The organism is Litorilinea aerophila, assembly GCF_006569185.2.
GTDB classification, from domain to species: Bacteria; Chloroflexota; Anaerolineae; order Caldilineales; family Caldilineaceae; genus Litorilinea; species Litorilinea aerophila.
The window spans coordinates 164,648-183,598 of the sequence record NZ_VIGC02000009.1 but is presented as its reverse complement, the minus strand read 5'-3'; the positions used below and the strand labels follow the sequence as shown (position 1 = coordinate 183,598).

17 protein-coding genes are annotated in these 18,951 nt (G+C 65.4%); 9 read left to right on the top strand and 8 right to left on the bottom strand.

The window, feature by feature from the left end; translation table 11 throughout:
• The first annotated feature begins 229 nt into the window (after positions 1-229).
• Genes FKZ61_RS09115 through FKZ61_RS09100 form a run of 4 tightly spaced genes read left to right on the top strand, consistent with a single transcriptional unit; the run spans position 230 to position 3,572 of the window.
• Positions 230-1,396, top strand: a complete 1,167-nt coding sequence (locus FKZ61_RS09115; protein WP_229964197.1) for a PQQ-dependent sugar dehydrogenase — start codon at positions 230-232, stop codon at positions 1,394-1,396.
• Between the two features lie 41 nt (positions 1,397-1,437).
• Entirely contained in the window at positions 1,438-2,433 is a 996-nt protein-coding gene (corA, locus tag FKZ61_RS09110) for a magnesium/cobalt transporter CorA (RefSeq protein ID WP_141609769.1), read from the top strand.
• Between the two features lie 46 nt (positions 2,434-2,479).
• Positions 2,480-3,073, top strand: coding sequence for a hypothetical protein (locus FKZ61_RS09105; protein WP_141609768.1), 594 nt, complete (start codon positions 2,480-2,482; stop codon positions 3,071-3,073).
• Positions 3,066-3,572, top strand: a complete 507-nt coding sequence (locus FKZ61_RS09100; protein ID WP_141609767.1) for an NUDIX hydrolase — start codon at positions 3,066-3,068, stop codon at positions 3,570-3,572. Before FKZ61_RS09105 ends, FKZ61_RS09100 begins: the two co-directional genes overlap by 8 nt.
• A gap of 40 nt (positions 3,573-3,612) precedes the next feature.
• On the opposite strand, the gene FKZ61_RS09095 is transcribed toward FKZ61_RS09100, so the two are convergent.
• Entirely contained in the window at positions 3,613-4,797 is a 1,185-nt protein-coding gene (locus FKZ61_RS09095; protein ID WP_229964196.1) for a lipocalin-like domain-containing protein, read from the bottom strand.
• Between the two features lie 296 nt (positions 4,798-5,093).
• On the opposite strand from FKZ61_RS09095, the gene ppgK reads away from it, so the two are divergent.
• From ppgK to FKZ61_RS09070, 5 genes are all read left to right on the top strand, one after another.
• The gene (gene ppgK / locus FKZ61_RS09090; RefSeq protein WP_141609766.1) at positions 5,094-5,831 is read left to right on the top strand and encodes a polyphosphate--glucose phosphotransferase; all 738 of its coding nucleotides are present in this window, start codon (positions 5,094-5,096) and stop codon (positions 5,829-5,831) included.
• A 308-nt stretch (positions 5,832-6,139) separates the two neighbouring features.
• Positions 6,140-8,110 carry a DUF2207 domain-containing protein gene (locus FKZ61_RS09085; protein ID WP_141609765.1) on the top strand — a complete coding sequence of 657 codons (1,971 nt, stop codon included), beginning with the start codon at positions 6,140-6,142 and terminating at the stop codon, positions 8,108-8,110.
• A gap of 102 nt (positions 8,111-8,212) precedes the next feature.
• On the top strand, positions 8,213-8,782 hold the full coding sequence (locus tag FKZ61_RS09080) for a BlaI/MecI/CopY family transcriptional regulator (RefSeq protein ID WP_141609764.1): 570 nt from the start codon (positions 8,213-8,215) through the stop codon (positions 8,780-8,782).
• Between the two features lie 79 nt (positions 8,783-8,861).
• Positions 8,862-9,494, top strand: coding sequence for a hypothetical protein (locus FKZ61_RS09075; RefSeq protein WP_141609763.1), 633 nt, complete (start codon positions 8,862-8,864; stop codon positions 9,492-9,494).
• Positions 9,495-9,532: 38 nt separating this feature from the next.
• Positions 9,533-10,591 carry an SPFH domain-containing protein gene (locus FKZ61_RS09070; RefSeq protein ID WP_141609762.1) on the top strand — a complete coding sequence of 353 codons (1,059 nt, stop codon included), beginning with the start codon at positions 9,533-9,535 and terminating at the stop codon, positions 10,589-10,591.
• Positions 10,592-10,639: 48 nt separating this feature from the next.
• Here the strand turns inward: FKZ61_RS09070 and FKZ61_RS09065 are convergent, their stop codons facing one another.
• From FKZ61_RS09065 to FKZ61_RS09035, 7 genes are all read right to left on the bottom strand, one after another.
• The gene (locus FKZ61_RS09065) at positions 10,640-10,951 is read right to left on the bottom strand and encodes an HPr-rel-A system PqqD family peptide chaperone (protein ID WP_141609761.1); all 312 of its coding nucleotides are present in this window, start codon (positions 10,949-10,951) and stop codon (positions 10,640-10,642) included.
• A complete protein-coding gene (locus FKZ61_RS09060) occupies positions 10,948-11,139 on the bottom strand; it encodes a hypothetical protein (protein WP_141609760.1) in 192 nt (63 codons plus the stop codon). The genes FKZ61_RS09065 and FKZ61_RS09060 overlap by 4 nt, the downstream gene beginning before the upstream one ends.
• Complete coding sequence (locus tag FKZ61_RS09055) at positions 11,136-11,516, bottom strand: S24/S26 family peptidase (protein ID WP_170199477.1); 381 nt, start codon at positions 11,514-11,516, stop codon at positions 11,136-11,138. Before FKZ61_RS09055 ends, FKZ61_RS09060 begins: the two co-directional genes overlap by 4 nt.
• A gap of 103 nt (positions 11,517-11,619) precedes the next feature.
• Positions 11,620-12,600, bottom strand: coding sequence for a hypothetical protein (locus FKZ61_RS09050; protein ID WP_141609758.1), 981 nt, complete (start codon positions 12,598-12,600; stop codon positions 11,620-11,622).
• A 262-nt stretch (positions 12,601-12,862) separates the two neighbouring features.
• Complete coding sequence (locus FKZ61_RS09045; RefSeq protein WP_141609757.1) at positions 12,863-16,291, bottom strand: C25 family cysteine peptidase; 3,429 nt, start codon at positions 16,289-16,291, stop codon at positions 12,863-12,865.
• Positions 16,292-16,302: 11 nt separating this feature from the next.
• A complete protein-coding gene (locus FKZ61_RS09040) occupies positions 16,303-17,514 on the bottom strand; it encodes a hypothetical protein (protein WP_141609756.1) in 1,212 nt (403 codons plus the stop codon).
• Positions 17,515-17,531: 17 nt separating this feature from the next.
• Positions 17,532-18,749 (bottom strand): nucleotidyltransferase family protein, encoded by a 1,218-nt coding sequence (locus FKZ61_RS09035; RefSeq protein WP_229964200.1) that lies wholly within the window; start codon positions 18,747-18,749, stop codon positions 17,532-17,534.
• Positions 18,750-18,951 lie beyond the last annotated feature (202 nt).

The window sequence follows — 18,951 nt, the reverse complement described above, 5'->3', positions numbered from 1 at the left end:
AAAATATGTTATGATTGCACCCGTATGGCAAATGATGGACCATAGTCGTTGAGGCACACCCGCAAACCCCTCGGGAAAAGGTAGAAGCGGCATGAAGCAATGGAGATGGGCATGGGGATGGCCCGGGGCAGGGCGCCGGAAATGCGTGCTGCTGGGTTGGCTGGCCCTGATGGCTTTGAGCCTGCTGGGGCTCCATCCGACGCACCTGTCGGCTCAGGACACAAACACCTTGCCGTTGGTCTGGCCGGAGCTTACCCTGACGCGCATCGTGGGCGAATATGATCAGCCGGTGCACGTCACCCACGCCGGCGACGGCTCTGGGCGGCTCTTCGTGGTGGAACGGGCGGGGGTGATCCGGGTCGTCCAGGGGGAGACCCTGTTGCCCGACCCCTTCCTGGACATCCGGGACCGGGTCAACTCGAATTGTGGCGAGTGTGGTCTGTTGGGGCTGGCCTTTCCGCCGGACTTCGCCACAGGCGGCTATTTCTTTGTCCACTACAGCGCCGTTGGCAATCCGGTGTCGCCGGATGCCCCCAGCGAGCCCGACCCGGGTACGGGCAACGACACGGTGGTGGCCCGCTTCCGGATCACCGGGGACGGGAACGTGGCCGACCCGGACAGCGAAGAGCGCATCCTCCTGGTGAACCAGCCCTACACCAACCACAACGGCGGGCATCTGACCTTCGGGCCGGACGGATACCTGTACGTGGGCCTGGGGGATGGGGGCAGCGGAGGCGATCCCTTCAACGCAGGCCAGCGCACCGATACCCTGCTGGGCAAGATCCTGCGCATCCAGGTGGGCGCCACCGGAAGCTACACCATCCCCACGGACAACCCCTTTGCCCAGGTGGCGGGCAGCCGGGATGAGATCTGGGCCTATGGGCTGCGCAACCCCTGGCGCTTCAACTTTGACCGCCTGACGGGGGACCTCTACATCGCCGACGTGGGCCAGGGCAGCTACGAGGAGGTCAACTTTCAGCCGGCCGCCGGCAGCGGCGGGGAAAATTATGGCTGGCGCATCATGGAGGGGATGCACTGCTATGGCTCGCCCACCTGTGACCAGACGGGCCTGACCCTGCCTGTCGCCGAGTACGACCACAGCCGGGGCGACTGTTCCATCACCGGGGGGATGGTCTATCGGGGCTTTTTGACCCGGCTGCAGGGCATCTATCTCTACGGCGATTTTTGTACCGGCCGCATCTGGGGTCTGCAGCGGGATGGCAGCGGGTGGGCGGTGCAGGAGTTGGCCGACACCCGCCTGCGTATCTCATCCTTCGGGGAAGATGAAGCCGGCAACGTCTTCGTGGTGGATATGGACGGCGGCATCTATCTGGTGGGTGACGCAGGACATACCTGGCCCCATGCCCTGTTTCTGCCGTCTGTGCGACGTCCATGAGAGGGCAGTGAGCTGGTTGTGAATCCAAGCGCAAATCAGACTTGCGACCGTCCGCCATGATCCGCACCCTCTACCGCCATCGCCACAGTCCCATCGTCACCGAGCTCCCCACGGAGCAGCTGCAGTCGGCCGTGCGGGATCCCCAGGCACGCCTCTGGATCGACATGCAAGCCCCCAGTGCCGAGGAATATGCCCTGGTTCTGGAGCAGCTCTACCGGTTCCATCCCCTGGCCATCGAAGATGTGGTCAGCGACGTCCATGTGCCCAAGGTGGACGACTACGGCAGCTACCTCTACCTGGTGGTGCATACGTTGGGGCTGGGCCAAGAGCGCATGGCCATCGAAACCCATGAGGTGGATATCTTCCTGGGCAACAGCTATCTCATCACCATCCACGATGAGCCCATGCCCGTCATCGACAAATTGTGGCGGACCGACTATCACCAGGAGCGGGGACTGGCCCGGGGGCCGGCCATCCTCCTCTACGATCTCCTGGATCGCCAGGTGGACAGCTACGTGCCCCTCCTGGAGGAATTCGAGATCCAGGTGGAGGCCCTGGGGGACGCCATCTTCCGCCAGGAGCGGGACCAGGATGAGGTGCTACTGAACGACATCCTGACGGCCAAGACCAGTGCCCTGCGGCTGCGCCGTATCCTGATCCCCCAGCGGGAGCTCATGCAACGGCTGGCCCGCTCCGACTACGAGGTCATCCCGGCCGATGCCCGCATCTACTTCCGGGATGTGTACGACCACATGGTGCGCCTGGCCGATCTGACCGACAGCATGCGGGACCTGGTGAGCAGCACCATCGAGACCCATCTGGCCCTGGCCAACAACCGCATGAGCGAGGTGATGAAGGTGCTGACCATCATCTCCACCATCTTCATCCCCCTCAGCTTTCTGGCCGGGGTCTACGGCATGAACTTCGAACACATGCCGGAACTGTACTGGCGCTGGGCTTACCCGGCCATCTGGCTGGTCTTCCTGAGCGTGGGGGCGGGCATGCTCCTGTTTTTCCGGCGGCGCCAGTGGCTGTAGGTTGAGGTTGGTTGGACGAATCTGTAACCGATTGAGTTGCCGTTCTATGGGATATTTCTACATACGAAACCGCGAGCTCCATTATGCTCCTGGCCAGCCGGCCGGCCTTCTCTCCCTGGGGGATCATCCCCAGGCGCTGTTGCCGCCGCTGGTTACCGAACTCCATCGCAGTCTGGACGCCTGGTTTGCCCTGGGCCTGGCGCCCGGTCCGGTGCTGCCAGAGCGGCTCCGTTTTGACCGGGAGGGTACCCTCTACTGGCGCTTTGCCGGCCGCAGACGCCCTCGCCCCCTGGCCCTGCACCAGGCCGCTCAGACCCTGGCGGCCTGGCTGGTCCTGCTGGACAAATGGATGGAGACCTTTGTGGTCATCGCCCGGGCCCGGGGGGTGTGGGATGTGCCCACCCTGGCCGGCGCCTTGAGCTTCACCACACCGGCTTACCTGCCCGCGCCCCTGGTGAACCGCCCGCCCGACAACTGGGAGCGGGTGGCCCAGGCCCTGGCGTTGGCGGTGGCCGATGGCCCGCTGGCCGGCGCGCCCAACAATCGACACTGGCAGCTCCAGCGCAGCCCAAATGGCCAGGCCGCACCGGGGACCGATCCGGCCATGCATGGACCGCGGGCAGGGGTCAGCCATGAGTGACCGGCGCCGTTCTCTCCCCGAGATTACTCCCCACACCAAGCGGACCTGGCACCGGATTCGGGAGGATTACTCGGCCGGCGGCGTCGCCTATCGGCCGCGCGCCCAGGGACCCGGGGTGGAAATTGCCCTGATTGCCACCCGCCAGCGAACCCGCTGGCAACTGCCCAAGGGCTCCCTGGAACCCCATGAGTCTTCCCTGGAGACCGCCCTGCGGGAAGTCCACGAGGAGGTGGGGCTGGAGACCGTCAACGAGGGCTTCCTGAAGACCATCGACTACTGGTACTGGGATACCTATCGCAAAGAGGTGCCCGAGCTGGTCCACAAGCGGGTGGACTTCTACCTGCTGCGGGCGGTGGGCGGCACCATCTCGGACGCCTGTCACGAGGTAGACGATGCCGCCTGGTTTACGCCGGAGGAGGCCCTGTCCATCATGACCTTTGAAGGCGAGAAGGAAGTGGTCCGCCTGGCGATGGAACGCCTTCATGGCCGGGAATCCTGACCGGGGGGACCGGCAGCCCCGGCCTCTGCCCTCCCATGCCCTATCGTTGTAGCCCCTCCCGTTCTGAACCGTAACCGGTCAGCTCCACGTACCCGATCCCCTGGACCGGCTCCTCTCCCCGGTTCCCCGTCACGGTGACCGCGCCTTCCCAGTAGACAAAGCTGACTTGCATCTCCTGATCCCGAAGAAGGGGCGAAATCTGGAGGGTCAGGTCGAAGCGGGGCAGCTCGAGCTGCCAGCCCGAGGGGTAGGTGACGCCCGTGTTGGGGCTGGTCCAGTGATCCAGCACGGTCAGTTGGAAGTCGTCCGCGGCCACTGTTTCCTGCCGGTTGTCTGGGAAGATCACGGTCCCGTGGAAATCCCGGAGGCGGCCGCCGTCCCGGGTCCGGATCTGGGCCAGCATCAAGGCCATGCCGTCGTCCAGCTGAATGCTGAACCAGTCCCACCCCACCGCATCGGCGCTGAGGGCGCTGGTGCCGAATTCGTGATCCATCCAGCTTCGGCCCTGGACCTGGGCGGTGCGCCCCTGGCGGGTCACCGAGCCGGTGGTCTCCAGGCCGATCAGGCTGTAGTAGTAGCTGGCGTTGCCGGGCTCTGGCCCCTTCTGGCTGAGGCCGGCAACGCCATGCAGGACTGGCGGGCGGGTCTCCCGCAGGGTGAGATCCACGGAGACCTCTTCGCCGTCCCTTTCCGCGGCGGCCTGCATGTGGACCACGCCGGGCGCCGTCTGCTGGACGGACCAATCCTCCAGCCACACCTGGTAGGTGGGTTCACCAGTGGCGCTAGCCAGTCCACCGGCGCCCCGGCTATAGCGCTCGAAGCTGACGTGCCTGCCACCTGCTACGTCGGTCAGGGCGAAGTGGGCCATGTACACCTGGTTGGTGGCCAGGTCGGACGAACGGGTGGGCATGTCCGGCTCCAGGGCCGTGCGGAAGAAGGTGAGCTGGTAGCCGAACAGCTGCCCGGCCTCATCCTCCAGCACGCCGGTGTAGTACCACCACTCGGTCTGGTACTCTGGATGGGCGCCGTGGTCCCGGGGAAAGGCCAGCGGCCGAGGAGCCATGGCGCGGGCAAAGCCGTGATCGGTGGGGCCGCTGAGAGCCGCCACCACGTTGGCGCTGGCCACCTGGGTGGGCGGCCGGGTGAGGGAGGTGCAGGCGCTCAACAGGAGCAGCCCCATCAGCCAGCCCAGCATCTGCACCTTTCCGCTACACTTCGTGCCCATCTCTTCCCTCCAGAATTCTTGACGCTGTCACTTATCTCGCCGCGACCGATTTCCCGCTCGATCCCCCATTATGGCGGTGCCAGGCGCTTATCTCCGTCAGCCCGCGTCCCAAACCTCCTGCGGCGACGGGTGCCATCCTCAAATAAACACATGGGGAGGAAAGACGGGTATTTGCACAGGCGGGAGACAGAATGTACACTGCCGTTGGTGGGAGCCGTCTTTGGCTGGCTCTGTGTGGCTCGATGACCTCAGGGGATAGATTGGTATGCATTGGCTGAATGGGAAGGAGTAGACGAGTGGAGATTCTTGGCATCGATATCGGCGGTAGTGGCATCAAGGGGGCGCCGGTGGATGTGGACACCGGTGAACTGGTGGCGGAACGGCATCGGATCCCCACGCCTCGCCCATCCAAGCCGGAAGCCGTGGCCGAGGTGGTAGCCCAGTTGGCCAGCCACTTCGACTGGCATGGCCCCATTGGCTGTACCTTCCCGGCCATCGTGCGCCATGGGGTGGTGTACAGCGCGGCCAACGTGGATGAATCCTGGATCGGGGTGGATGCGGTGCGCCTGTTTCAGAAGGCCACCGGATCTCCCGTGCGGGTCCTGAACGACGCCGACGCCGCCGGGATCGGGGAAATGGTGTTGGGCGCCGGGCGGAATCGTCGGGGCGTGGTCATCATGTTGACCTTTGGCACCGGTATCGGTACGGCCATTTTTGTGGACGGCCACCTCCTCCCCAACACCGAGTTCGGCCATCTGCCCATCCGGGGCAAGGATGCCGAACATCGGGCTGCGGCCCGGGTGCGCAAGGAAGAGGGACTGAGCTGGGCCCAGTGGGCCGAGCGGGTCAACGAGTTCCTGGCCCAGATGGAATTCTTCTTCTCGCCCGACCTGTTCATCATCGGCGGGGGCGTCAGCAAAAAGCAGCACAAGTTTCTCCACCACCTGAAGGCCCGGGCGGAAATCGTGCCGGCCCAACTGTTGAACAATGCCGGCATCATTGGCGCTGCCCTGGCTGCCAGGGAGCTGGCCTGAAAGGACCCCATCTCTGTTGGATGGGGCCTTTTTCTTGCGCTGCCTCTGCCCTGTGGGGGGAGGACGATTCAGGGTATAGTTCAAGAGCGCCGGTGCAGGATGTAGGGACAGGGGCCCAGAGGCGCGCCCGGGGGGCACCCGCCCATTGGGCGCCGCCCTGTCCGTGACTCCGACGCCTGTGAACCATACCCGACGATTCAAAATCAGTTGAAGGTCAGGGTAAATGTTGGTAGAATGTCAGGCAACGGGCCTGACGTTTCTCCACAATGGAGGCGCGTCGACCCTGATTCGACCACTGTGGAGGAGCTATGCGTATTCCCTGGCCTACATTTCTGCTGACCTTGCTGCTGGCTTTTTGCCTCCTGTTGACGGGGGCTTCTACCGCCTATGCCCAGGACAAATCCTTCGTTTTTGAGCGCTTTGATGTGGATATCGTCGTCAATGCCGACGGCACCTTTGACGTCGTAGAGCATCAGGGCATCCGTTTTACCAGCGGCACCTTTACCTTCGGCTATCGAGAGATTCCCATCCGTTATTTCTCATACATCGACAATTGGCGTCTCACCGACGAGAGCGGCCACACCTACACGCTGGACCGGGGGAGCCAGCAACCGTACACCTTTTCCCTGGAGGAGAGCGCCAGCCGCTACGTGATTCGCTGGTACTTTCCACCCATGGCCAACGCCAGCGAAACCTACACCCTACGCTACCGGGTGCATGGCGGCCTGCGCTACTACGATGAGGGCGATCAGATCTGGTGGAAGGCCATTTACGGCGAGCGCAGCGCGCCGGTGCTGGCCGGCCGGGTGCGGGTCATCATGCCCGAGCGGGCCACCATTCAGCAGTGGGCCGCCTACATCAACGGCCAGGATGCCCGGGATGCCGCCACAGCCACCCTGGTGGAAGGGAATCGGGCCGTCCTGTTCGACCTGACCCGTCGGCTCAACGGGGGGGAGGAATTCGAGGTTCGGGTCCAGTTCACCCCCGGGGTGGTGGACGGTGCTCCCCAGCCGTGGCAGCAGGCGGCCGACGCGGAAGCGGCCCGCCGCGAGGCCGAGCTCGCGCTTCAAGAGCGATGGAGACCCATTGCGACCCTCGGCTTCGGTGCCCTGGGCCTGCTGTTGATGTTGGGAGGCCCCGCCCTGCTCTATGCCCTCTGGTATCGCTTTGGCCGGGACCAACCCGTGGAGATGGTCGCCGATTATCTGCCCGAACCGCCGGATGATCTGCCGCCCGGCCTGGCCGGCACGCTGCTGGACGAGACCGTGGATATGGAGGACATCCTGGCCACCATCGTGGACCTGGCCCGGCGCAAGGTCATCAGCATTACTGAGGAGAAGACCGAGGGTTTCTTCCGCACCGGCACCGACTTTATCTATCGGCGAGAGCGGGATGATGTGCCCCTGCGCCCCTTCGAAGAGGAACTGCTGAAGGCCCTCTTTGGGCGGAAAGAGGAGGTACGCCTCTCTGACCTGAAGAACAAATTTTACAACAAGCTGCCGCGCATCCGCCAGCAGATGTACCAGGCCGTGGTGGACGCCGGGCTCTTCCCCCGCAGCCCGGAGAGCGTGCGCAACCAGTACGGCTGCCTGGCCGTCTTCGGCCTCTTCCTGGCTGCAGGCGTGGCTTTCGTGCTGATGGCTGCCTTTGGCAACTTGACGGGCGCGGCCATCCTGCCCGGCGTGGGCCTGGGCGTCACCGCGGTGGGGCTCCTCATCCTCTCCCGGGCCATGCCCCGCAAGACCCACGAGGGCGCCCTGGCTGCAGCCCGCTGGCGGGCCTTCAAGGAGTATCTGCGGCACATGGAGCGCTACACCGACGTGGAAGTCCAGAAGGAGATCTGGGATCGCTGGCTGCCTTATGCCATCGCCTTTGGCATAGACAAGGAGTACATCCGCAAGTTTGAGGCCGTGGATGCGCCCGCGCCGGGTTGGTACATCCCCTCGCCCGATCTGTACGGCCCCTATCGGCGTCGCTACTACGGGTCGCCCTGGGGTACGGGGCCGGTGGTGACGGCGGGCGGCGGTGGCGGTGGCGGCTCCCGCGAAGGGGGCGGCTCCCTGGGCGGCGGCCTGGGGGACATGAGCCGGGGCATGGGGACCAGCCTGAGCGCCATGAGCGCGGGCCTGGGCGCCATGCTGACCAGCGCCAGCAGCACCATGGCCAGCCGGCCCTCTGGCTCCTCCTCCGGCGGTGGCTGGAGCGGTGGCGGTGGCTGGAGTGGCGGCGGCAGCTTCGGCGGCGGTGGCGGTGGTGGCGGCGGCGGTGGCTTTGGTTAAGCCCTGCCTGAAGTTGGACGTAAAGAAGTCGGACGTAAAGTTGAGAAGTTGGACGTGAAGTTGAGCCACCATGGGTAGAACCAGCATCCAGAAAGGGAGACCATGATCGGCGGAGGACGGACGGTTGGCGTGGGACTGATGGCCGGGAGTGTGCTGCTCTTTCTCGCCTTCCTGGGGTGGGTGGTGGTTGCCCTGGGCAGCGGAGAGACCACGGGCGGCGGCATGGCCCTGGGCATCCTGCTCGCCCTGTTGGTGCTGGCGCCCATCTTCGGCATTGGCGCCTATCTGTTTCGCCAGGGCACTGCGGAACAGGTGCAGTTTGCCTTTGTCCAACAGGAGAAGAAGATTCTCAACATGGTTTTGACCCAGGGCCAGGTGACCATCGGTGAACTGGTGGCGGAGCTGGGCGAACCCCGGGAAACGGTGGAGGAGATGATCCGGGATCTGGTGGGCAAGCAGCTCTTCAGCGGCGCCATCAACTGGCAGAAAGGGATCCTCTACAGCGTGGAGAGCCAGGCCCTGACCGAGAACCGCAAGTGTCCCAACTGTGGTGGCGAACTGCGCTTCGCCGGCAAGGGCCTGATCGTCTGCCCCTATTGTGGCAGTGAAGTGTTTCTGACCAAGCGGGCCGCGGCGGCAACGGCCGACGAGGCGCCCCAGGTGGCCGGGTGAAGGTGCCGACCGGTTTGGCCCCGTTGATCCGGCAAGTGTTGTTCGTTCTTGGAACAGACGTTCCAGACAGGAGGATCTGATGACCGACCGATTTGTGGATGAAGCCAGGGCCAACATGGGCGCCATTGAGCGGCTCCTCAAAGGGCTGCCCGGCATTCGTGGCTATGTGGATAAGGAGCTGCGCCGCGATGCTGACAAACGGCTGCGGGAGCTGATTGCCGGCCAGTTGGAGGAGCAGAAGCAGGCTTTGCTGACCCTCCAAAACAGCTTGCTCAAGAGCGGCGGGCTCCAGTGGCTCGACGACGTGGACGGGGCCATCCGCAAGCTCCAGATCCTCATCGACCGGGTGAAGACCGCCAGCATGGGATACGCGGGGCTCTTCGACGCGGTGCGCATCCAGGAGCAACAGCTAGAGGCGCTCCATCGCTTCGATGTGGCCCTGGCCGAGAAGGTGGTCGCCGTCCAGAAGGGGGTGCGGGCCCTCCAGGATGCGGTCGCCAGCAATGAATCCATCGGAGCGGTGGCGGCCCAGCTCACCGGGCTGATCGACCAGTTGAATACCCTCTTTAACCGCCGCCGGGAGGCCATCCTGTCACCCGACCTGTTGACCGATCCCGGCCAGCTACCCGAAGTGGACGAGACGTGGCTGGGGGAGCCATCCACCGGCGACGCTTCATCGGGAGAGGGTGAAGAGCATGGTGAAGAGCATTAGGACGGGACTTCGCTTGAGCATCCAGAGAGGATCAGATTATGCCAAGAATTATTGACGTCATCGAAGCGCCCAACCAGGGGCCAAACGACCTGGTGGTGCGTGTACCCGAGTATGGGTCCGGGGACTTCCGTCTGGGCAGCCAGGTGATCGTCCGGGAGAGCCAGCGAGCCGTCTTCTACCGGGATGGCAAGTCGCTGGACGTCTTCGGGCCGGGCCGACACACCATCACCACCATGAACCTGCCCATCCTCGCCAGCCTGTTGCGGCTGGGGACGGGCGGCGCCGACATCTTCACGGCGGAAGTCTACTTCACCAACATGCGGGAGTTCACCGACCTGAAGTGGGGAACGCCCCAGCCCATCAGCCTGCGGGACACGGACCTGGGTCTGGTGCGGCTGCGTGGGTTCGGCCAGTACACCATGCAGATCGCGGATCCCAAGCGCTTTGTGGACCAGATTGTGGGCACCCAGGGCATCTACACCACCGCCCAGATCGAAGACTACCTGCGGGGTGTCATCATCAGCCGCCTCACCGATGTGCTGGGCGAGAACATGAAGAGCATCTTCGACCTGCCCCAGCTCTTCGACGAAATTGGCGCGGCCATGAAGGCCAAGGTACAGGATGACTTCCTGGCCCTGGGCATCAGCCTCAAGCAGTTCATGATCGTCTCCATCAACCCTACCGAGGAGACGGCCAAGGCCATCGACGAGCGGGCCAGCATGGGCGCCATCGGCAACCTGGACGCCTACATGAAGTACAAGGCGGCCCAGGCTGTGGGCGACGCGGCCAAATCCGGTGGCGGCACCGGCGAAGGGCTGGGGCTCGGTGCGGGCATCGGCATGGGCGCCGGCATGGCCGGCATGATCGCCAACGCCATGAGCGGCACCCAGCAGGGCGGTCAGGCCCAGGCGCCCCAATCCCAGGGTAGCCCCGCCGCGCCGGCAGTGATGACCCTGGAGGAAGCCGCGGCCTATCTCAAGGTCTCTCCCGCCGATGTCCAGGCCATCATCGACAGCGGCGAGCTCAAGGCCCGCAAGATCGGCTCCCAATACCGCATCAGCAAGGAGGCCATCGACGCCTTCCTGGCTGGCGGCTGAGTCCGGGCGCCGGTGAATCCCGGCAGAAATTTGCCGAGGGTTTCCCCTTCACGCCCCATGTCGCAGGTCCGGTCTCCTGGCCGGACAGGGGTCTGCCAGCAGGCCCTGCCGGTCGAGCTCGGCCAACAGCGCCTCCACATCCGCTTCCACATTCCGGTCCGCCGGGACGTGGAAGCGGATGTGGAGGGCCGCCGCCAGTTCTGGGAGTGGGTGACGGCCGTCGCACAGCTGCCAGACCAGGCTGGCTGTCCCGTTGAGAAAGTGGATCTTCTGCGTCTCAGGGTCATACACCACCAGCTCCTCCCCCATGGCCTCCTCCAGTAATCCGTTACGACGCCGGGGACACAGGCTTCTACTCACAGGATATCCTCCCCAAATGGATTGATATAGCCGCCGGTCTGGGCTGGCCCCAGCTCGTTCAACAGTTCCTCCTCGGTGTAGGTGCGCAGCCGGGGCGGTTCGTAGGGCGGCCGCTCCTGATCTGGAGATCTTTCCTGGCTCGTCGCACCCCGCTTGGCGTTTAGATGTCCTTCGTTCCTGCTATTCATCTCGTTCTCCTTCTCCTGGGACAGCCGCAGCTCCTGGCCCGATACATCCACGGCCCGGCCCAGGCCAGGAACCATCCCAGCGCCCGCCAGAGCGGCCCGTCTACCCGGCGGACGCGGCCCCCGCGCGCCACTGCGATGACCTTGCCGGCCAGGGCGCTGGCTGGGAGGGGTGGGTCGGGTCGACGGCGGCTGTCTCCTTTGGTCTGGAAGATGATCGTATCGCCCCGGCGCTGTCGGCGGAGTAAGCGGTGGGCTACCAGGCGCGTGCCACCGTCCGCCGGCCCGGGGTAGGCCATCAGGATCACATCCCCTGCCCGGATCTCCGACGCCCCATGGGCCACCAGGATGCGATCCCCCTCCTGCAGGAAGGGCCACATGCTCTGGCCCTGGATGGGGAACCAGTGACTACGGTGGGCTTGTCGCCAGAGGCGCAGAGCCACTATCCCGGCCGTGGCTGGCGTGGGCCCACGGTTGCACGGCTCAACGCTGCACATGGGGCAGGTAGAGGCGTGGCCCATGGGATAGGGCGGTGGTCTGCAGGAGGGTCACCTGGATGGGGCCGTGGCGGGTGGCAACGCCCCGGTTATCCACGTCCTCCAGCTGGTAGAAGTGGGTGCCTGGGCCCGGACGATCCGTGAAGTGGTAACGGGCTCCCTGGCCCGGCTCGGCCCGGGGGGCGATGAGCTGCTCCGTGATGCGGCGGTATGGTCCGGCTGAATCCCTGGCCCGGTAGAGGTGGAAGCCGGCGTTATCCACCTCCACCCCACTTTCCCACGTCAGGTGGACCGTCTCCCCATCCACCCGGGCGTCAAAGGCGAGGAGCGTCACCAGGGTGGGCGGAAAGGTGAGCATCTGGCCGGTGTTACAGGCGCCGAAAGTATCTGAGATGGGGCCATGCCAGGTGAAGTCGTTGTACGTGCTGCCGGAGGTGGTTGTGGTGATGACCGGCCCGCTGAGCTGGAGGGAGCGGCTGATGGGGGTCGAGTTGGATTCCTGGACGCCGATGTCGGTGCTGGTGTAGCCGGCGGCCGGCCCGTCGGCGGCGGTGAAGCTCCCTTCGTAGCTGAGGAACTGGACCAGGGTGTCGGTGGCCGTGTTGACCAGGGCTATCCCATCCATGTCATTCTGGATGCCGTTGGTCGACAGCTTGATGACGTAGACATCGTAGTCACCACACTGGCCCGCCGCCGTTTCCGGCGCGGCCACAGTGCGGTAGACGGTGCCGTTCGCGCCGTTGTAGAAGACCAGGGCCATGGCCGACAGGTCTGTGCCTGCCGGCGCCACGAGCTCCACCGCCTCGCCCGTATCTGTGCCTGCATTGTCGTAATGGATCTCGTTAATAAACACTACCGTGGGCGGATCCAGCGTGAAGGACGGGCCGCTCTGCACGGCCAGGGCCGACAGCGCAGCCGTCAACCACGCGATGGCCGCGCTCACTCCAGCGATCCAGGCTCGTCTCATGGGATCTTCTCCTCCTGTGACGGATTCTGTGACGAGAACTATTCCAGCCCGATGGCAATAGACCCATGGATTCTCACGTAGGTCACGCATCCTGGGCTCTACTGCACAAAGGTCAAATGAGGACGCTGACCCACGCCGATGAACGCTGATTCGGGTTGCTCTCTCCTGCGTTTCTTTGCGCCTTTGCGCCTTTCTGCCTTTGCGTTTAAAAATGCCCTTTTTGCAGGGGAGTCATCCTTGCGTGGCGAAGGAGCACCTGCCCCTACGGCTGCTGGATCTGGGGCAGGTAGACCTGATGCCGGTCCGCCACGTGAAACTGGATGGCCACCGGCGCCACCAGCGGATTACCCGCCAGGTCCTGGGCCCTCTCCACCCGTAAGGTGTAGACCGTGCCGGGCATCCAGGGTACCTGTGCCAGCCAGGCTTCCCGGCCGTCCTCCGCCCAGAGCAAGCTCAAACGGGTTTCCTCCTCGCCCGGCGGCGACTGGAGGGATGGCGTCAGTTGGATGGCGACGCTGCCGGGGCGCACCGGCTCAGAAAAGCGGAGGTGGATGGTTGGCCGGGTGGGGTCCACGCCTGTTTCCACCGTGACCACGACTTGAGGTGGGATGTCGTCCTGGCTCACCTGGAAATGCCAGGGGTTAGGGATCTCCCCCTCTGCCAGCGGGTTACCCCCGCTGTCCTGCCCGAATACCTGCAGTTGATAGGTTCGACCATGGGCCAGCGGGGGATGGTTAAGCGTGAGCCGGGTACCGGTGGCGTTCCAGACCGCGGTGGCATTCTCCACGCCGGTCACCTGGACGGTGGCCGGGTCCATTCGCTTGCTGAAGGTGAGGACAATGGACGTATCGATGGGTACCTCCTGCGCCCCGGCGGGTGGTTCCACGGCTGTGAGGCGCGGGGGATTGGGCGGCGCGCCCAGCACGGTGGCCGGATCGCCCAACAGGGCGTAGGTGTCCAGGAGGTTCCGCCAGGCCGGGCTGCGGCTGAAGGCTGTGATGCGGGCGGCGGCAGTGGCCGCTCCCAGGGACAGGAGGCTATCCCGGAAGAAGGCATCGTAGAGCGCATCCAGAAGGATCCGATGGCCGGCGGGCTGACCCAGGCCCGTGGGCGCCCAGACGGCCACCGCACCTCCCTGCCCGTGGGCCAGGAATCCTTCCGCCAGGCTGGGGTTGGGGCCGCTGAAGAAACCGTTGAGGCAATTGGCCACGGTGATGAAGGGAAGGCGTGTCTGGTTGTCCAGGGCCGCCACGTCGGCCAGCTCCAGGATGGTTCCACCCTGCCACAGGCCCCAGCGGTAGTACTCGCCGTGGCCGGCGTAGTTCACCAGCAGGCGTCCCTGGTTGATAGCGGCCAGGATGGCCGCCGTGGGATCGCCCGGCGGGAAGTCGGCCATGTCCAGCAGTTGTGCCTGGTAATCGGGCGGCAGGCGTTGCCGCAAGTCCTGGGAGATGGCGCTGAATAGCGGGTCGTCGTCATCGGCCACCAGCAGGACCTGGCGATCCCACACCGGTTCCGGTGGGTACCGGTCATAGTCGATGATCTTGTTGACCATGGCCTCTGCCTCCTGGGCTGTGCGGGCCGGCAGGCGGCCAATGAGCAGGTCGGGCAGGGGATCGTCCCCATGAACCGTCACAAACCAGTTGTCCGACGACGTTTCGCCGAAATCCCGGGTGGCGATCACCTGGGAGGGCACGTAGTTCACCCGGTCGAATCCCAGGATGTCCCGGTAGTCCTGGTAGGCATCGCCCAGCAGCAGGACGTAGGTGGGAGCCGGTGGCTGCCAGTACCGGTAGGCGTAGGCCAGGAAATCCCGGATAGCCCGGGGATTGAAGATGCCGTCGCTGAACTCATCGTAGAGGTCGGCCACGTCCACCACTGCGACCCGCAGCCCCTGGCCCTGGCGGTGCCCGGCCAGACGCAGGGCGCTGGTGTAGAAATTGGCGTGGGTGATCACCACATAGTCCGCACCGTGGGTTGGCGAGCGCCACTGGGAAGGGCGGTCCGCCTGGATGCGCAGGGGGCGGCGGTAGCGGGCCGGTGTGGCGGCCCAGTAGCGGGGCATGGTCGAGGCGGTGTCGGTCAGGTGTAGCCAGTAGCCGGTATCCTGGGCCAGCACCTGCCCATTCACCAGACGCACCGGCGCCTCCGGCCGGCTGACGTCCAGCACGGTGATGGTCGACTGGGTGAAGCCTGGGATGACCACCTGCCAGGAGCCTGGGCCGGGCAGTGAGAAGGCCAGCTCATCGTCTTGGGCCAGGTAGCCTGCCAGATAGTCCACTTCCAGCCAGTTGACCAGCACCTGGTCGGGCTCCGTGCCGCTCTCCAGGGCCTCCACCGTGAGGACATTGTCACCGGCCTGGAGCAGGCTGTGGTCGATGGTCACCACGTGATCGAAGTCGGCCTGTCCCTGCCATGTCTGCTCGTCGATAGGTGTGCCGTTCAGGATCAGTCGGGTTCGGTGGGCGCCGGCGGTGTAGCCCTTGAGCCGGGCCCGGAGGGTGGCCGACTCTGGGATGTCGGCTGGCGGCGGGGCCAGGGTGAAAGGATAGTCCCGGCTAGCCGGCATCCCCTCGCTGTTGGGGCTGAGCCGGGTGCCCCAGAACCAGCGGTCTGTGCCCAGGTCGGGCGGCATGGTCTGCCAGTAGGCCGTGTCCACCTCCACGTGGCGATGCTCTGGAAATGTCTGGGCCACAGGCACCGCCCCGTCGGGTGTCCCGTCTCGGGTTGCCATGCGGATACCCGGTTCGGGGCCCACCTGGAGCCAGTAGACATTCTCGGTGGTGTAGAGGCCATCTGGGCCGTGCAGGTCGATGCCCTGGCCGAAGAAGAGGAGGGTGTCACCGTTATCAAAGCGGCCGTCCGCCTCACCGTCTACCAGGATGGCCTGCTGGATGCCCCGGTGCCAGAGCTGCAAGTGGCGGGGATCCAGGGTGGCCAGATCCAGCCCGGCCTGGAGCAGCTCGTCGTAGGTCAGCCGGTAGATACCCGTCTGGTCCACGAAGATCTTCAGCGCGGGCCAGGAGTTCGCGGCTGCCGCCGGCCTGGGCGGTGGAACGGGAATGGCTTCAGGCGCCTGAGCCGTTGGCGTAGGACCGTTGAACAGGGTGGTCTGCCACAGGTCGGCGTAGAGGGGCCGGGTTGGGACGGGGCCTGCCGCTGCGGCCACTGTATCCCAGCGCAGCGCTACCCGGAGGCGGCGATACAGGCGGAGCTGGTCCGAGTCTACCTTAGCCTGTTGCAGGGGTGTAAAGGTCAGCGCAACCACCGCCTGCTCGCCCAGGTAGCCCTGCTCCACCAGCGCCACCGGCTCTCCGGCAGACGGTGTGAGCCCGGCCTGGGGGGCCAGGGGGATTGAGATGGCATCCAGGATCTCCAGCCGGAGGCCGGCCAGGGTGGGCACGCCCAGGAGCACTGTCCGGCTCAACGCCTCTGGCGGCGGGCTTCCATCCCCGGGATGGGGCAGGGTGGCGGTGAAGAGCAGCTCCATGGAGTCGGCGTCAGCCTGGAGGAGGGTCACGTCGGTTTGCCATCGGGTGTTGGCCGCCCTGGCGACCGATGCCGGTAACCCGCCGCCCATGGCTGTGGACAAGACCAGCAGCAGGGCGAGCGGCCAGGAACCAACGGGGCTCATGATGCAGGGACGCACATCGCGGGAAGAGCGGCGTCGTCGGGGGATGATGGTACGCATGCTCCTCGGTTTCAGATGGATAGCTTGCAAGACCTATGCGATTCTTGCTGCTCCGTCTCTAACGACATCCGTTCTGAAGACAACAGGCGGTCAAGGTGCGCCAACATTTGGGGCAGGGGACCCAGCGTCAGCCGGTGAAAGACCGCGCCGCGGGTCCCTCGCGCCAATTGCATCAGCAGCTGCCCCACCTCGCCCTGGCCGTGCTCCCCAGATGTCCCTGCCGGTCGGCCGGTCAGGCAGTGGTTGAGGAGGCGGCATACCCCCTGGCTGGGAGACAGGGCCAGCAGCCGGGACTCGTTCCCGAACGCTGGTGGCCGTAGCCGGGTGCGGATCAGGTTCAGCAGTGGGATACCGGCCTGCCGACACAGCTGTTCCGCCTGGCGCATGGCGGCCGTCCGCTGGCCTGGTCGGGGATGGACCTCCACCTGGCCGGCGCCCATGGGAATGACGTGCCGCACCCCAGGCAGCGCGGCCAGGGCGTGGATGAAGGCCGGGCCTGTCGGTTCTGTGAACAGCCAGAAGGGTCCCTGCTGGGCCCGGCCGGATGGGGGACCGTGGGCACTCTCCAGGAAGATTACGTGGCGGATGGCCACAGGGGCAGGGTGAGGATGGCTCGTCGGAAACTTTGCAAGGTCCAGCAGGAGTCGGTCGCCCCAGGGCTGGGCCATTCTGGCCAGGGCTGGGCGAGCCAGCCGGTGCAAGGTGTCCGGTCGCAGGGAGAGGGCCCGGGGAAAAGGGTACAGACGCTCCTCCGCCGGGTGGAGGAGCGCCACCTCGTCGCCCAGCACTGTGACCTGTCGAAGGGCCAGGGCGAGGGCCAGGGTGCTCTTGCCGTGATGGGATTCGCCTGCCAGCAGTGTACCCTGGCCGTTCCGGCTGATGCAGGCCGCGTGTAGGGGCAGAAAGGGAGTCAACCTCTCCAGGATGGCCTGTTGGACGCGCTCGCAGATGTAGGCCTCCCGGTAGGGCAGTGCGGGCAGGGGTTCCCACAGGTGGCCAATCGCCAGGGCCGGCGGATCCCCGCTGGCCGAAGTCCTACAGCGGATTCGAATGGTCAGGTGGGGATGGCCCGAAACAGGCGTCCGGAATGCCGCGTACAGTTGAGCTAGCCCCGCCAGCGTGTGGGGATCGTCGCTTTCGATGTGGATGTTGAACCCGTGGATATGGAGCGTCAGCGTTTCCCCGTCCACCCGCCGCTCCTCTGCGCCCTGCTGAAAGACCATCGGACCCTCCAGCTCCATCATGGTGCCCCGAAGGTCCGGATGAGCTGGCCCAGGGTTCGCAGCAGCAGCCGGCACCCATGGGTACGGACCAGGCGGACGGGGCGAAGCAGGCGATAGGCGGGCATCAGGCTGGACGGCAACTGCCGCGCCTTCATGTCCAGGGGATTGGCCTGCCCCAGGAGGGCCGCCACGAAGCGTAGCCGATCCCCCGGGCGTTCTCGGGCCCGTAGATAATAGGCATAGGCCGAAAAAGGCACAGGCGGAGAGCCACTGCCTGGCTCCTGCCAGAGGGCCAGCGTTCCCCGGACCAGGCTGTGGATGGCTGGATCTCCGTGGATGGCCTGACGAATTTCTGCCGGCACAGGGGCGGCCAGCAGCCCATGGGCCAGCGCCAGGCCCAACAGCAGCAGGCGGCGAAGTCCCAGCCGGGTGACCTCCTCCAGAAGGGACGGCCAATCCAGGTCCGGGTGTGCCTCTGCCACGACAGCCACATCCACCACCCACTTCAGCCGCTCCCAGCGATGTTTGGCCCCATGGATGCAGAGGGCCAGCAGGAGGTGGGACGGTGCCAGGGTCTCGATAGTCGTGTCCTGGAACGAAACAGGCCGGCGAGCATGCCAGAGCTGTTCGGCAGTCAGTGGAACCTGGTGGTGGATGGGCAGAAGCCGGCTGTGGAGTTCCAGGCGAAGCTGCCGGCCTGGATGCCAGAACGCTTCGTGGCTGCCCAGGCGCTGCAGCGCTTCCCGCTGGCCAGGGTGCCAGGAGCAGACAGGTTGATACCCATGGGCCAGGAGCGTCCGTCGCACTGCTGGCCAGGCGGACGCGGGCGCCAACAGGTCCAGATCCTGGGCCGGTCGTAGCCAGCACTGCCCGTAGTACTGTTGGGCCAGGACCGGGCCCTTGTAGGCTAAGGCTGGGATCCCGGCCTGGAACAGGCGCCCCAATTCCCGGCCCAACAGCAGGCTACGACCGGCCCAGCGGCGGGCAGCCAGAGCCAGGCGATGGCCCGCTGGATGCTGGAGAAAATCCGGATGGAGGCGCTGCAGGTGGCGGTAGGCCAGGGAGAGCACCTGGTGGGTAGCGGCCAGGGCGACGAAGGTGTCCGGGCAAAGGGGACGGTGTACCAACGCTCGAAGCTTGGCCTGCCCGGCAGGATCCAGATGGGGGCGGCTGCAGGCCAAAAGCAGCCGAAACTCCGGAGACAGGGTGGCAGTGATCTGGTCGGGGGATACCATCACACGGTCATCCGATGGGTAATGGAATGGGCTTGTGGTTCAGTGTACGTCTGATGGTGACATTATACCACGGCGGCCGATATTGTCTCACGGTCAGGATGTGGCAAAGGATCTCCTACTTTTGTAGGAGATCCTTTGCCTGTGCAGCGGCATCGGGCGGGCACGGGAGGCCGCCCCTACAGGACACGGCCCCGGTCGTAGG

Excerpts from the sequence above, each read along its gene's own strand:
- FKZ61_RS09095 (WP_229964196.1), bottom strand. The coding sequence starts at position 4,797 with ATGGGCACGAAGTGTAGCGGAAAGGTGCAGATGCTGGGCTGGCTGATG.
- FKZ61_RS09070 (WP_141609762.1), top strand. The coding sequence starts at position 9,533 with ATGCCAAGAATTATTGACGTCATCGAAGCGCCCAACCAGGGGCCAAAC.
- FKZ61_RS09045 (WP_141609757.1), bottom strand. The coding sequence starts at position 16,291 with ATGCGTACCATCATCCCCCGACGACGCCGCTCTTCCCGCGATGTGCGT.
- FKZ61_RS09035 (WP_229964200.1), bottom strand. The coding sequence starts at position 18,749 with ATGGTATCCCCCGACCAGATCACTGCCACCCTGTCTCCGGAGTTTCGG.
- FKZ61_RS09050 (WP_141609758.1), bottom strand. The coding sequence starts at position 12,600 with ATGAGACGAGCCTGGATCGCTGGAGTGAGCGCGGCCATCGCGTGGTTG.
- FKZ61_RS09060 (WP_141609760.1), bottom strand. The coding sequence starts at position 11,139 with ATGAATAGCAGGAACGAAGGACATCTAAACGCCAAGCGGGGTGCGACG.
- FKZ61_RS09075 (WP_141609763.1), top strand. The coding sequence starts at position 8,862 with ATGACCGACCGATTTGTGGATGAAGCCAGGGCCAACATGGGCGCCATT.
- FKZ61_RS09080 (WP_141609764.1), top strand. The coding sequence starts at position 8,213 with ATGATCGGCGGAGGACGGACGGTTGGCGTGGGACTGATGGCCGGGAGT.
- FKZ61_RS09040 (WP_141609756.1), bottom strand. The coding sequence starts at position 17,514 with ATGGTCTTTCAGCAGGGCGCAGAGGAGCGGCGGGTGGACGGGGAAACG.
- FKZ61_RS09100 (WP_141609767.1), top strand. The coding sequence starts at position 3,066 with ATGAGTGACCGGCGCCGTTCTCTCCCCGAGATTACTCCCCACACCAAG.
- FKZ61_RS09105 (WP_141609768.1), top strand. The coding sequence starts at position 2,480 with ATGGGATATTTCTACATACGAAACCGCGAGCTCCATTATGCTCCTGGC.
- FKZ61_RS09085 (WP_141609765.1), top strand. The coding sequence starts at position 6,140 with ATGCGTATTCCCTGGCCTACATTTCTGCTGACCTTGCTGCTGGCTTTT.
- FKZ61_RS09055 (WP_170199477.1), bottom strand. The coding sequence starts at position 11,516 with ATGTGGCCCTTCCTGCAGGAGGGGGATCGCATCCTGGTGGCCCATGGG.